Below are 14,503 nucleotides of genomic sequence, written 5' to 3'. Positions count from 1 at the left end.
GCTTATCGTTTTAGTGAGTCTTAGTTGTCTTCACCTAAGAAGCCACCGCTTTGACGCTGCCACAATCTGGCATAGACACCGTTTAACGCTAGTAGCTCATCATGGCTACCTTGCTCGATGATACGTCCTTGATGCATGACAACCAGTCTATCTAGTGCAGCAATAGTAGAGAGTCGATGAGCGATAGCGATAACCGTTTTGCCTGTCATAATGTCATTTAGACTCTCAGTAATCGCATATTCAATCTCAGAATCTAGCGCACTTGTTGCTTCATCTAAGAGCAGAATCGGCGCGTTTTTTAGCATAACACGTGATATGGCGATACGCTGACGTTGACCGCCAGAGAGTTTGACTCCGCGTTCACCCACTTGCGTATCGAGACCGGTATTGCCTTTATCGTCATATAAGTCTTTGATGAAATCCCATGCTTGGGCTTGTTTTGCTGCAAACATAATCTCCGCGTCAGTAGCATCAGGGCGACCGTAAGCGATGTTTTCACGCACAGTACGATGCAGCAACGAGGTATCTTGAGTCACCATACCTATTTGTTGACGCAAGGATTCTTGAGTGACGGCATCAATAGCTTGACCGTCGATCAAGATTTTTCCGCTATCAACGTCAAAGAAGCGCAGCAATAAGTTGACCAAGGTCGATTTGCCAGCGCCTGAGCGCCCGACCAGACCAATTTTTTCCCCTGGTTTGATGTCTAGATGAAAGTTATCTAGCAGTTTGGTATATGAGTTAGGTGTGTGCGTAGTGCCATCATGAGACTCGCTGTCTTGCACGCGCTCCTCTTCTTCAGATTCATAACTGAAATCGACATGCTCAAATACAATACGACCATCAGTGACAGTAAGCGCGCTTGCATCAGGTTTATCAACGATCGTTTGCGGTGCTGATAGTGTACGCATGCCGTCTTGCACGGTACCGATACTCTCAAATAAACTGGCCGTCTGCCACATGATCCAGCGCGTCAAACCGTTTAGACGTAACGCCATAGCGGTCGCTGCTGCAATTGCTCCGACACCCACAGCGCCTTGTTGCCATAAGTACAAACCAATACCTGCGGTACTACTGACCAAGATGACACTGATGAGGTGGGTTGAGACTTCCAGATAGCTGACCCAGCGCATTTGTGCATGTACCGTACCCAAGAACTGTCCCATGGCGTTTTTAGCATAACCCAGCTCACGACGTGAATGGCTAAAGAGCTTAACGGTCATGATATTGGCATAAGCATCTGTGATACGTCCCGTCATCAGAGCACGAGCATCAGCTTGAACGATGGCAGTGTCCTTGAGCTTAGGAATAAAGTACCAAATCGTTAGTGCTACTAACACCAGCCAAATAATAAAAGGTATGAGCAGCAGACTGTCTAGGTTAAATAAAATCACCCCTGAGGTAATAAAGTAGACAGAGACATACATAAACATATCAGTGACGGTCATAACCGTATCGCGGACAGCGAGTGCGGTCTGCATGACTTTGGCGGAGACACGCCCTGAGAACTCATCTTGATAAAACTGCATCGACTGACCAAGCATACGCTGATGAAAACGCCAGCGCATTTGCATAGGGAAAACACCCTGCAAGGTTTGAAAATGGACAAACGATGACAACGCAATCCACAATGGGCTGACAATCATCACCGCAAGCATAAGCAGTAGCATATCGCCTTTTTCTGCCCATAAGTTTTGCGGTGTATAGATACCTAGCCAGTCGACGATATCACCAATCCACGCAAACAGCATGGCCTCATAGATACCGATACCAGCCGACAAAACCATAAAGAGCAATAGCCAGCCACGCAGACCGTTGGTACATACCCATAAGAACTTTAGCATACCATCGCGAGGTGATGGCAGCGGCATAGGGGTGTCTGGAAAGGCGGGTAGACGGTTTTCAAAAAAGCGAAATAGAGCATTCATAGGCAGCAATAAAACATCAATAGCAGTACGTCGAGATGAACGAGAATTCTCGTTATCTCAAATCTTTACTTTTGTGATTGGGGTTAGGTGCTATTTTAGCAAAATTACCCATCATACCTGCATGCTAATTGTAATTTGATCACCCATGATGCTCATTGCCAGCGCTTTGGTATGGGCAATAATAAATGGATTGCTGCAAAAAATATATTTTGCTACCTTTTACAGCGCGCTTATCTAACTCACTATTCATGTGCTTAAGTATAGCGTTGGCAGTTATGATGTGATCAGGCGCCCGTTGGATAGATAAAGTGGCTTAAGTCAGGTACTACTGGTATACAAACAAGCGCCCAATATAGAGGTGAGAAAAGGTAGAAGTGAATGATGTATTTAACAATTGCGGTGCTATGTAGCGTCGCTGTCTCCGTGCTCTTAAAAGTATTGCGTCAAAAAAATATAGATATACGTCAGACTATCGTGGCAGGGTATCCGGTGGCATTTTTATTGACGTGGGTATTATTACAGCCTGATATTGGTGCCATACATGCGCTTGATAGTGCTTGGGGTATTATCATCGCGCTTGGGATATTGTTGCCCGCTATATTTATCATTCTGGGCCGTGCTATTGAAGCAGTCGGTATGGTAGCAACGGATGCGTCTCAGCGCTTATCATTGATTATCCCTATTGTCGCCGCTTTTCTATTGTTTGGTGAAGTGTTGACGGGTACTCGTATACTTGGGCTAGCCTTAGGGTTTTTGGCACTAGGTGCGCTTGTCTATCGACCACAGCATAATGACATTACTCGGCAAGCAAAGCATACGCCACTATGGTTATTCGGGGTATGGGCAGGCTACGGCATTATTGATATCTTGTTCAAACAGGTCGCCAAACAAGGCGCCGCTTTTCCGTTGACGCTGTTTGTGAGCTTTGGTGTGGCAGGTATGCTGCTTTTTATCTATCTACTTATCAGCCGGGTACGCTGGCAAAAAGACGCACTCATAGCAGGTCTGTTACTTGGGGCGCTAAACATGGGTAATATCTATGCCTACGTACGTGCCCATCAAGTATTGTCTGATTCACCCAGTATCGTCTTTACGGGTATGAATGTCGGTGTTATTGCGGTGGCAACATTAATTGGCGTAGGCATATTCAAAGAGCGGCTTAACCGTATCAATATAGTGGGGTTGTTACTCGCTGTATGCTGTGTGGGCGTGCTCTTTTTGGCATAGTTTTTACCCAAAATAGTTGTATAAAAGTAATTTTAGAGATGCTGACACGTATCCTATATAGGCAGACAATCCAACCTATGATAAGGTTGTTTACAAATAGCATGGTTTATATGAGCCACACAGTCTCGTTATGATATTTGACCTCAACCAATAAAAACAGGATGCATCCTCAATGGAATACGATAAGCAATTACAGCACATAAAAAATGGCTCAGGTTTCATCGCGGCGCTTGATCAAAGCGGCGGCAGTACACCAAAAGCGCTAGAGAACTATGGTGTTAGCGGTGAAGCGTACGATAGTGATGAGGCGATGTTTGATTTGGTGCACGAAATGCGTGCGCGTATCATGACATGTGACTGTTTTGACAAGGAACGGGTGCTTGGCGCTATCCTGTTTGAAGACACTATGGAGCGCGACGTCAATGGTAAGTCGACTGCCAACTACTTATGGGAAGACAAAAATATCGTACCATTCTTAAAGGTAGATAAAGGGCTGGCTGAGCAGATGGATGGCGTACAAGTGATGAAGCCGATGCCCAATCTAGACCTACTATTGGATAAAGCAAAAAACTATCCAGTATTTGGCACCAAGATGCGTTCAGTGATCTATGAGCCAAGCGCTGATGGTATTGAGCTGGTGGTACAGCAGCAATTTGATGTGGCCAAGCAAATCATCTCAAAGGGTCTCATGCCGATTGTCGAGCCTGAAGTCAATATCGACAGCGCGCAAAAACATGATTGTGAGCTACTATTAAAAGCCGATATCTTGCGTAACCTTGAGCGCTTGAATGATGAACATCAAGTGATGCTTAAGCTGACATTGCCTGAAGAAGCAGGATTTTATCAAGAGTTGGTTGATCATCCAAAAGTGCTCAAAGTCGTGGCGCTATCGGGTGGCTATAGCCGTACCGATGCGTGCGCTAAGCTCAAGCAAAACCCCGGTATGATTGCGAGCTTCTCTCGTGCCTTTACCGAAGGCTTGAGTAAGCAACAAAGCGATAGCGAGTTTGCTGATACTATTAATACGTCGATTGAAGAGATTTATCAGGCATCTAATGTTTAATAGTACTGGTTTAATAAGATAGGTGTAATAGTACTGGCTTGATAGTCATACATAGACCAAAGAAAAGCCCGAACCTGACTATCAGGTTTGGGCTTTTCTTTGGTAGGACAATTATTTAATAGAGCTAAAAAGCTTACACCTCTTTATACAACTGACGTCCTTCCTTGTTGTATTTCTCCATCATTTCAGCCATTCCTTGACGGACTTCCTCAGCACTGGCTTCGCCAACTTGTCCGACCAGTTCAGTGTCGACTTTTTTGATCAAATGATCCGCATCGCTTAAGTCGCCTGATTGCGGTGTGACTTTTTTATTCACGGCGTCTTTGTCCAAACCTGCTGCATACTCACGTACGTTTTGGGTGATTTTCATGGAGCAAAACTTCGGACCACACATCGAGCAAAAATGGGCTGATTTGTGTGCGTCTTTTGGTAAGGTTTCGTCGTGATATTCGCGTGCGGTGTCAGGGTCGAGCGCCAGATTGAACTGATCATCCCAGCGGAATTCAAAACGCGCTTTGGATAGTGCATTATCACGTGCCTGCGCACCGGGGTGACCTTTGGCCAAATCAGCAGCGTGAGCGGCAATCTTGTAAGTAATAATACCGTCTTTGACGTCTTTTTTGTTTGGTAAGCCCAAGTGCTCTTTTGGTGTTACATAGCACAGCATCGCGGTGCCAAACCAGCCAATCATCGCTGCCCCAATTGCACTGGTAATATGATCATAACCCGGTGCAATATCGGTCGTTAATGGCCCCAAGGTATAAAAAGGCGCATCCGCACATAGCTCAAGCTGCAAGTCCATATTTTCTTTGATACGGTTCATCGCCACATGTCCAGGGCCTTCGATCATGACCTGTACATCATGTTCCCATGCGACTTTGGTCAATTCCCCAAGCGTACGTAGTTCACCGAACTGCGCCTCATCATTGGCATCTTGTAGACAGCCAGGACGTAAGCCATCACCTAGACTAAACGCTACATCGTACTGCTTCATAATCTCACAGATGTCTTCGAAATGCGTGTATAAAAAACTCTCTTTGTGATGCGCCAGACACCACTGCGCCATGATAGAGCCACCACGCGAGACGATACCCGTTAGGCGTTTTGCAGTGAGTGGTACATAGCGAAGTAGGACGCCGGCATGAATGGTAAAGTAATCCACACCTTGCTCGGCTTGCTCAATCAACGTATCACGGAATATCTCCCATGTTAGATCTTCTGCGACGCCATCAACTTTTTCTAGTGCCTGATAAATGGGTACGGTACCAATCGGCACAGGCGAGTTACGAATTAGCCATTCACGGGTTTCATGAATATGATTACCCGTTGATAAGTCCATAATGGTGTCCGCACCCCAACGTGTGGCCCACGTCATTTTGGACACTTCTTCATCAATAGAAGAGCCTAATGCTGAGTTACCGATATTGGCATTGATTTTCACCAAGAAATTGCGCCCGATGATCATCGGCTCAGATTCAGGGTGATTGATGTTGTTTGGGATAATGGCACGTCCAGCCGCCACTTCGTCACGGACAAACTCAGGGGTGATGATAGTGGGCGTATTGGCGCCGAAGCTCTCGCCGTCATGTTGGCGCATATCGGTCAGTTCGTGCTGTTTTTGCGTCTCACGTATGGCGATATATTCCATCTCAGGGGTGATGATGCCGCGACGCGCGTAGTACATCTGCGTGACATTTTGTCCGGCTTTAGCACGGCGCGGTTTGTCAATATGGGCAAATCTGAGATTGGCAGTACTGATATCGCGAGCACGTGCTTGCCCGTATGAGCTAGATAGACCGCTTAATTGCTCCGTATCATCACGCTCGGCGATCCAGTTTTCACGCAGTTTTGGTAGGCCTTTTGTCAAGTCAATCTCGACATTGGGGTCAGTGTAGACGCCTGAAGTATCGTAAACATAAAACGGCGGATTATGCTCACCATCTTTGTCACCCGTACCGCCAACTGGTGTATCCGCCAAGCTGATTTCGCGCATCGGTACTTGGATATCAGGTCTTGAGCCTTCGATATAGACTTTGCGAGAGGCAGGTAGGATACGGTGCAAGTCGCGTGCATCTTCTTCAAAGCGCGCATCACTGGCAGCACGGTGGGCAGGCGTTTTTAGGGCGTCTGCTTTTTTGTCTGCTTTGACGGTGTCAGTAGAGTCTGAGGTAAGAGGTATGTTGTTGGCTGGGTTATGCGTTTGTGCAGCTGAGGCACTGTCTAAAAAGGTGTTGTCTAAAGTGTTGTCTGAGATAGTCATATGCTGTCCTAGCGTGTTGGTTTTTGAATAAAATCAACACCGCCAGTATCTGCGGGTGCAGCATCTATCATTGAGACAAGTTTGGACTATCGACACCTAACAGCGAGCAAAAAATTGCCGCGGAAAATGGTCATCAAATAGGGGACGCAGCTTTGTATCTTCGCTCGTTGTCTGCTCATGCGGCACGCATACTCAGACAATAGTGATGATAAAAATGTATTTCTACGCGTCCTTTGTCATCAATAACAAAGTGCTTAAGACTTCCCTGCGTCGGTACTAACCGCATCAGGTTCGGCGGGTGATCTCTCAGCGAATGTAGATAGGCGGCTACTGTTATTAATGTTTAACTATAAACGCTTAATAAAGTAGGCCAATGCTACACCGCACCCCGAGTCTGTCAGTGTTGTAAATCAGATTTCATACTAGCAAAATTCTGTACTAACAGCTAATAGTATTTGAACGTAAGTATCAGACTCCAAATGCGACGTTTAATATACTTATCCAATAGGCCACTCAGTATCAGTAACGACTATCGCTTGGTATCACTGGGCTAGGCAGAGGTTGTCTAAATATTATGTAAAGCGAATAAAAGATTGCGACGGTTGTCATTAAATTGTCATAAAGATTTGGCAAGATAGCACGCATATCACAAACAATGCTTTTTTATATCGTCGTTAAACTTCAGGAGTTCTACATGCGTTATTCGTTATTAGCAGTAGCCGTCAGTTGCACCTTAATGCTTACGGCGTGTAATAAGTCAACAGAAACGACAGAGTCAGCTGCTGATACTAGTAGCGCTACGACCACTACTCAGACCCAGGAAACGACTGCTGCTGATGCTGGTTTTAAATCTGCTGAAAACATCGCAATGAACATCACGGGTGCAGGTGCCTCATTCCCGCAGCCTATCTATGCCAAGTGGTCTTATGACTACAATGGTGCGACTGGCGGGCAAGTTAACTATCAGTCAATTGGTTCATCTGGCGGTATCAAACAAATTCAATCAAAGACTGTCGATTTTGGTGCGTCTGATGCGCCATTGACACCTGAAGAGCTAGCAGAATCTGATCTTATCCAGTTCCCAACGGTCATCGGCGGCGTCGTACCTATCGTTAATATTGATGGTATTGAGCCAGGTGCTTTGAAGTTAGATGGCACGACTTTGGCAGACATCTATTTAGGTAAGATTAGCAACTGGAATGACCCAGCAATTGCAGCCATGAACCCAGACTTGACCTTGCCAGATGCGGCAATCACAACGGTATTCCGCTCAGACGGTTCAGGTACGACGTTTAACTTTACTGACTATCTAGCAAAAGTATCACCAGATTGGAAAGATACGGTTGGTGTTGATAAAACGGTTAAGTGGCCAACCTCTGCGACTGGCGCAGGTGGTAAAGGTAACGAAGGCGTCTCAAGCTATGTAAACCGCATGAAAAACTCTATCGGTTATGTTGAGTATGCATATGCTAAGCAAAACAACATGTCACATACCGCATTGAAGAACGCCGCGGGCAACATCGTTCAGCCATCTGCTGAGACCTTTGCCGCCGCAGGTGACATCGATTGGTCACAACAAGAAGGCTTTTATAAAGTCATCACCAACTCTGAGACTGAGCAAGCATGGCCTATCGCTGCTGCAACCTTTATCTTAGTACACAAGCAACCAGAGAATCCTCAGCAAGTTGCTGGCGTGTTGAACTTCTTTGATTGGGCGTATACCCAAGGTGATGACAGCGCTATGAGCCTAGATTATGTACCATTCTCTGATACGGCAGTGGCCTTATTTAAAGCAAAATGGAACGACGTAAAAGGTAGCGATGGTCAGCCAGTTTATAAGCCAGCGCAGTAAGTTGCTACTCTTGATTTTGACATAGTTAGACTCTCAAACAACCACTCTATAGGGAGCCTGGTTGTTTGAGAGGTTTTATCACAGCAATTTTGACCGTATTACTGACTGCGGTACTGATGGATATATTGAGCAGTTGCCATTGGTACACAGGATTGTTAATGCTCATGCGGGTGGGCTTGTTGTGATAAAGCTGAACAAACACACTGGTTTTTTGAATTCACTCTATTCAATGCTGAGACACTTATGACAGACTTAAGGTCCCAACTGGCTAAACAAAAACGTTACGACGCTTTATTTGTCAACTCTACCAAAGCGTTTGCCATACTGGTCCTCCTATCTTTAGGGGGCATTCTAGTTTCTCTCATCGTTGGTGCTTGGCCGAGTATTCAAGAGTTCGGGCTTGGGTTTTATACCAGCAACAATTGGGACACGGTCGCCAATGAATACGGCGCGCTTGCGCCTATTTACGGTACGCTAGTCACTTCACTCATCGCTATCGTGATTGCCGTGCCCGTCAGTTTTGGTATTGCGATATTTTTGACTGAGATGTGCCCTAAGTTCCTTAAAAAACCACTGGGTATTGCCATTGAACTATTGGCCGGTATCCCTTCTATCATTTATGGTATGTGGGGTTTGTTTGTTTTTGCGCCATTCTTTGGCGATCATATCCAGCCATGGTTTATTGAGCACATCGGCCCTCTACCTATTATTGGTAAATTGTTTGTAGGTGCTCCCATGGGACTGGGGATGTTCACGGCATCTCTAGTACTGGCTATCATGATTATTCCTTTTATCGCAGCCACCATGCGTGACGTCTTCTCTGTTGTACCAGATTTGCTCAAAGAGTCTGCCTACGGTATGGGCGCGACGACGTGGGAAGTTATGTTCAAGATTATCCTCCCTTATACCAAAGCAGGGGTTGTTGGCGGCGTTATCTTGGGTCTGGGGCGCGCACTCGGCGAGACCATGGCGGTGACTTTCTTGATAGGTAATGCTTTCAATATCAGTCCAAGTCTGTTTACTTCTGGTGTGACGATTACCTCTGCCTTAGCCAACGAGTTTGCCGAAGCCTCTAGTGAGCTGCATTTGGCCTCGCTACTACATTTAGGCTTAATACTGTTTGTCATTACCTTCATTGTGCTGTCTTTGGCCAAACTCATGCTTATGCGTATGGATCATAAAGCGGGCAACCGATAAATCATGTATCAGACTTTGATATTGATAAAAGATATGGGAAATAAAGACTATGCCTTCTAACAATGCGCTCAACGCACCACTACCAGTCAAGACAAGCTCTAAAGCACGTTATAACAAGAGTCTTTATAACAAGCGCCGTTGGACCAATAAGCTTGGGCTAGGGTTTGCCATGTCAGCCATGGTTTTTGGTTTGTTTTGGTTGTCGTGGATTTTAGTGACATTATTTGTTGAAGGTTTTCAGGGCATGATGGAGTTACCCATCTTTACCGCTGATACGCCGCCCCCTATGAGTGCTGGTGGTTTGCGTAACGCCATTGTTGGTTCGGTGATGCTCGCGTTCTCAGGATTGTTTATCGGTGCGCCCATTGGTCTTATGACTGGTATTTATTTGTCTGAGTTTTCTAAAGGGAGTATGCTGGGTAAGGTCACTCGTTTTTTGAATGACATCTTATTGTCAGCGCCTTCGATTGTTATTGGTCTATTTATTTATGCGCTGATGGTAAAAGGTCAAAGCTTCTCTGGTTGGGCAGGTGCATTAGCGCTAGCATTGATTGTTATTCCAGTGGTCGTGCGTACGACTGAGAGCATGCTCAATTTGGTGCCTAATAGTTTACGCGAAGCGGCATACGCACTTGGTACGCCTAAGTGGAAAATGGTGACGCAGGTCACGGTAAAAGCTGCCAAAGCGGGACTGACAACTGGTGTGCTATTGGCTTTTGCTCGTATCACAGGCGAGACGGCACCGTTGCTATTTACGGCACTTAACAACCAGTACTTCAGTACCGATATGGGTCAGCCGATTGCCAACTTACCCAACACCATCTATCAGTTTGCTATGAGTCCTTATGATAACTGGCATATGTTGGCTTGGGCGGCGGCGCTGCTTATCACGGCGTCTGTCTTGGTACTAAACGTATTGGCACGATTTATTGGTAATAGAGGTCAGGTTAAATAAGTCCTGATACCCTGTGGTATCGCAGCAGATACTCACTCAAATTTATATGAAATCAATTAAGATAGGTTGAATAATATTATGAATGATGTCATAAGCAAAGCCCGTACAAAAACCACAACAAATGATTTTGATACGGCAACAGACAGCCTATTGAGTAGACCTATGTCAAATAACCAAAAATCACAGCAACCCGTTGCGACTGATTTCAACAAACAAACCCGCCACGATATACCGAAAAACATGCCTGCGGCAAAAATGGAAGTGCGAGATCTAAACTTCTATTATGACGACTTTCAGGCACTAAAGAATATTAATATTGATATCGCTGATAAAAAAGTCACTGCCTTTATCGGTCCTTCAGGTTGCGGTAAATCTACACTACTGCGTACCTTTAACCGCATGTACGATCTATACCCAGGTATGCGTGCAGAAGGTACGATCAATCTCGATGGCAATAACATCTTGGGCAAAGACGTCGATGTCAACTTGCTAAGAGCACAGGTCGGTATGGTTTTTCAGAAGCCAACACCGTTCCCTATGTCTATCTATGACAATGTCGCCTTTGGGGTACGACTCTACGAAAAGCTGAGCAAAGACGAGCTCGATCACCGCGTGGAGTGGGCGCTGAAAAAATCAGCGCTATGGCCAGAAGTGAAAGACAAACTAAAAGCGTCAGGTCTGTCACTATCAGGTGGTCAGCAGCAGCGTCTATGTATCGCCCGTAGCGTCGCGACCAAACCTGAAGTCCTACTACTTGATGAGCCAACATCTGCACTTGATCCTATTTCGACTGGCGCGATTGAGGCATTGATTGAAGATCTCAAGAACGACTATACGATTGCTATTGTCACGCACAACATGCAGCAGGCTGCCCGTGTGTCTGACTATACGGTGTATATGTATTTGGGCGATATGATTGAGATGGGTGAGACCGATCAGATATTTACTAAGCCTGCCCAAACAGCTACGGAAGACTATATCACTGGTCGTTATGGTTAATATCGAGCGATACCAAAGGTAAGTAGTAATGCGTTAAAACTGAAGCTGGATCAAACACCAAGTACTCAATAGAACACTGTGAGTCAAGCTGTTTTATCCAGCAAGCACACACTGAGCTCATAAAATATAGATTTCAGGGAATACCTCTCATGCAAAGTGATAAGCATATCTCCAAAAGTTTTGACCAAGATCTTGATGAAGCCATTCGTTTGTTTTTGTACATGGGTGATAGCGCTGCAAACCAAGTGGCCAAAGCGATCCATGCACTGATTGACAAAGATGAGATACTGGCGCAAGAGGTCATCGAGATGGACTTTGATATCAACCGAATGGAGGTTGAGCTCGATGAACACATCCTGCTATTGGTTGCGAAGCGTCAACCTGCAGCGGGAGACTTGCGCTTAGTCATGTCGATCAGTAAAGGCGTGGTAGATTTAGAGCGTATCGGTGATGAAGCCGTAAAAATCGCGAAAATGGCAAGCAAAATTGCAGCACAAGGCAAATCGTTTTATGGCTATGCTGAGGTACAGCACTTGAGCAATCAAGTAAGGTTGATGCTCAACAACGCGCTAGAAGCCTTTAGCCAATCAAATGCTGAGCAGGCATTTGAAGTGATGCGTAATGACAGTGTGGTCAATAACGAATATCAATCCGCTATCCGAGCATTGATGACCTATATCATGGAAGACTCTAGACAAGTCTCAAAGGTCATCAATATTATGTGGATTTTGCGTTCGCTTGAACGCATTGGCGATCATGCACAAAACGTAGCAGAGTTAGTCATCAATTACATCAGTGGTCAAGATGTACGTCATTCAGACTACGCCATGGTCGAAAAAGCAGTACAAGAAGCCAATGATCGTCTGGCTGCTCGTCAAGTCAGTACCATGTCAGTCGACGACTATGAGTCGTTGGAAAGTAATGATGACTGATAACGCAGTCAGCACAGTCTACTCATAATAAGAAACGCGCTATAGTTAGCGCGTTTTTTTGTGGTTATTACCAATACATAGTAAGACAAGATTAGCTTTCTGGTGTCCAGCCTTGGGCGCGTTCGTAGTCTTCATTGTCCAAGAACTTATCACGTTGCTCGGTCAGAAATTTTTTGGCTTCAGGGTCCATCATGCTCAAATGATTTTCGTTAATGAGCATGGTTTGATGTTCAAGCCACTCTTTCCATGCTTTTTCAGATACCGTCTCTTGTAGCTCTTGACCTTTTTTGTTTGGAAAAGGCGGATGCGGCATTTTTGGCAGTTCTTGCTTGTATTTGCGACAAAAGACGGTATTGGCTTGAGGGTTAAAAGTCTCAGTCATAAGGTACTCCTTATTTATTATATTGGGTGAAATCACATAATCTTATGAGACCATGATAACGGTCTTGGTAGATTTAGCAAAGGATATCTGGTGTAACGTTTGCAATTGTCAGTTTAGTAGCATAAGTCTCAGTGTCTTAAATTTTAGTGTCATAAGTTTCAGGATCATAAATTTCAGCATCACAAACTTTAGTACGATAAATAAAAACACCCGCTACAGATGCGGGTGTTGGGTATCGATATCACGAATATTGATCGTCAGCCATAGCTTAGCCACTATTTTGGATCAGCTAGCTCAATCGACTGATTAGGCAAAGGCTTTTAAGCGAGCGCGGCCATTGACCACAGCCTTCTTAACTTGGTTTGGCGCAGTACCGCCCAGATGGTCACGGGCTGCTAGTGAGCCTTCTAGCGTGAGGTAATCAAAAACATCATCACCGATGGCATCGCTGAATTGCTGTAGTTGCGCCAATGACAAGTCACTGAGATCCACGCCTTCTTTAATACCTAGTGCGACAGCGTTGCCCACGACTTCATGAGCATCACGAAACGCAACGCCCTGGCGTACCAGATAATCTGCCAAATCAGTTGCCGTAGCATAGCCTTTCATTGTCGCCGCGCGCATACTTTCTTTATTCGGGACGATGTTTGGTAGCATATCAGCGAATGCCAAAAGCGACCCTGTCAGGGTGTCGACACAATCAAACAAAGGCTCTTTGTCTTCTTGATTGTCTTTATTGTAGGCAAGCGGTTGGCTTTTCATCAAGCTGAGCAATGTCATGAGCTGACCAAAAACACGTGCTGCCTTGCCGCGTACCAGCTCAGGCACGTCAGGGTTTTTCTTTTGTGGCATGATCGATGAGCCAGTACAGAAGCGATCTGGTATCTGTACAAAGTTGAACTGCGCTGACATCCAAAGAATAATCTCTTCGCTCATACGCGACATGTGCATCATCAGGATAGAGGCAGCTGAGGTAAACTCAATCGCAAAGTCACGATCTGAGACCGCATCTAATGAATTTTGACAAATACCTTCAAAACCTAGCAGCTCGGCGGTAATGGTGCGATCGATAGGGAAAGTCGTGCCAGCGAGGGCTGCGCTACCAAGTGGCATCTGGTTGATACGGCGGCGGGCATCAACCAAGCGTTCAGTATCACGATATAGCATCTCAAACCAGGCCATGACGTGATGACCAAAGCTGACAGGTTGGGCAGTTTGTAGATGCGTAAAACCAGGCATAATAGTATCGGTATGTTGATCTGCTAGATCAAGCAGTCCGCTTTGCAAACGCACGAGTAGAGCAATGATATTATCAGTCTCTTCACGTAACCATAAACGAATGTCGGTAGCGACCTGATCATTACGGCTACGACCAGTATGTAGTTTTTTGCCGACTGCGCCTATAATGTCAGTTAAGCGTGATTCGACATTCATGTGGACATCTTCAAGAGCGATTGACCAGTTAAACTCGCCTGCTTCGATCTCGCGTAATACCTGATGCAATCCATCAATAATCGTGGCCGTTTCGTCAGCGGTTAGAATATCGCATTCTTTGAGCATCGTTGCGTGGGCAATTGAGCCTTGAATATCGTGACGAGCAAAACGTTGATCAAAGCCGACAGAAGCAGTAAAAGCGGCAACGAAGCTGTCCGTCGCTTCGCTAAATCGTCCGCCCCACATTTGCTGGCCCTGACTGTTTTGTGTCGCA

Annotated in this window: 11 protein-coding genes and 1 riboswitch; of the genes, 7 read left to right on the top strand and 4 right to left on the bottom strand. The window is 45.6% G+C overall.

What is annotated here, in order from left to right:
* Positions 1 to 20: 20 nt before the first annotated feature.
* Complete coding sequence (locus NJD71_RS04355) at positions 21 to 1,928, bottom strand: ABC transporter ATP-binding protein (protein WP_319050721.1); 1,908 nt, start codon at positions 1,926 to 1,928, stop codon at positions 21 to 23.
* A 378-nt stretch (positions 1,929 to 2,306) separates the two neighbouring features.
* Between NJD71_RS04355 and NJD71_RS04350 the strand changes: the two genes are divergently transcribed.
* Together NJD71_RS04350 and NJD71_RS04345 are read left to right on the top strand one after the other, a co-directional pair.
* Positions 2,307 to 3,155, top strand: a complete 849-nt coding sequence (locus NJD71_RS04350) for an EamA/RhaT family transporter (RefSeq protein ID WP_319050720.1) — start codon at positions 2,307 to 2,309, stop codon at positions 3,153 to 3,155.
* A 172-nt stretch (positions 3,156 to 3,327) separates the two neighbouring features.
* Entirely contained in the window at positions 3,328 to 4,218 is an 891-nt protein-coding gene (locus tag NJD71_RS04345) for a fructose bisphosphate aldolase (protein WP_319050719.1), read from the top strand.
* A gap of 133 nt (positions 4,219 to 4,351) precedes the next feature.
* On the opposite strand, the gene thiC is transcribed toward NJD71_RS04345, so the two are convergent.
* Positions 4,352 to 6,478 carry a phosphomethylpyrimidine synthase ThiC gene (gene thiC / locus NJD71_RS04340; protein WP_319050718.1) on the bottom strand — a complete coding sequence of 709 codons (2,127 nt, stop codon included), beginning with the start codon at positions 6,476 to 6,478 and terminating at the stop codon, positions 4,352 to 4,354.
* 245 nt (positions 6,479 to 6,723) lie between these two features.
* Positions 6,724 to 6,879: riboswitch (TPP riboswitch) on the bottom strand.
* A gap of 293 nt (positions 6,880 to 7,172) precedes the next feature.
* Here thiC and pstS point away from each other — a divergent pair.
* The 5 genes from pstS to phoU all read left to right on the top strand — a co-directional run bounded on the left by pstS (position 7,173) and on the right by phoU (position 12,413).
* Positions 7,173 to 8,330 (top strand): phosphate ABC transporter substrate-binding protein PstS, encoded by a 1,158-nt coding sequence (gene pstS, locus NJD71_RS04335; RefSeq protein WP_319050717.1) that lies wholly within the window; start codon positions 7,173 to 7,175, stop codon positions 8,328 to 8,330.
* Between the two features lie 243 nt (positions 8,331 to 8,573).
* Positions 8,574 to 9,527 carry a phosphate ABC transporter permease subunit PstC gene (gene pstC / locus NJD71_RS04330; protein WP_319050716.1) on the top strand — a complete coding sequence of 318 codons (954 nt, stop codon included), beginning with the start codon at positions 8,574 to 8,576 and terminating at the stop codon, positions 9,525 to 9,527.
* Positions 9,528 to 9,576: 49 nt separating this feature from the next.
* Complete coding sequence (pstA, locus tag NJD71_RS04325; RefSeq protein WP_319050715.1) at positions 9,577 to 10,482, top strand: phosphate ABC transporter permease PstA; 906 nt, start codon at positions 9,577 to 9,579, stop codon at positions 10,480 to 10,482.
* A gap of 78 nt (positions 10,483 to 10,560) precedes the next feature.
* Positions 10,561 to 11,481 carry a phosphate ABC transporter ATP-binding protein PstB gene (gene pstB, locus NJD71_RS04320; protein ID WP_442967648.1) on the top strand — a complete coding sequence of 307 codons (921 nt, stop codon included), beginning with the start codon at positions 10,561 to 10,563 and terminating at the stop codon, positions 11,479 to 11,481.
* Positions 11,482 to 11,630: 149 nt separating this feature from the next.
* Positions 11,631 to 12,413, top strand: a complete 783-nt coding sequence (gene phoU, locus NJD71_RS04315) for a phosphate signaling complex protein PhoU (RefSeq protein ID WP_319050714.1) — start codon at positions 11,631 to 11,633, stop codon at positions 12,411 to 12,413.
* Between the two features lie 91 nt (positions 12,414 to 12,504).
* Here phoU and NJD71_RS04310 read toward each other — a convergent pair whose 3' ends face one another.
* Both NJD71_RS04310 and argH read right to left on the bottom strand, forming a co-directional pair.
* On the bottom strand, positions 12,505 to 12,795 hold the full coding sequence (locus NJD71_RS04310; protein WP_238036003.1) for an oxidative damage protection protein: 291 nt from the start codon (positions 12,793 to 12,795) through the stop codon (positions 12,505 to 12,507).
* A 306-nt stretch (positions 12,796 to 13,101) separates the two neighbouring features.
* Positions 13,102 to 14,475 carry an argininosuccinate lyase gene (gene argH, locus NJD71_RS04305; RefSeq protein WP_319050870.1) on the bottom strand — a complete coding sequence of 458 codons (1,374 nt, stop codon included), beginning with the start codon at positions 14,473 to 14,475 and terminating at the stop codon, positions 13,102 to 13,104.
* Between the last annotated feature and the right edge of the window lie 28 nt (positions 14,476 to 14,503).

Origin of the sequence: Psychrobacter sp. PP-21 (genome assembly GCF_033790785.1) — a bacterium.
Taxonomy (GTDB): domain Bacteria; phylum Pseudomonadota; class Gammaproteobacteria; order Pseudomonadales; family Moraxellaceae; genus Psychrobacter.
The sequence above is the reverse complement of the archived record's forward strand: the minus strand, read 5'-3'. Positions and strand labels throughout refer to the sequence as shown.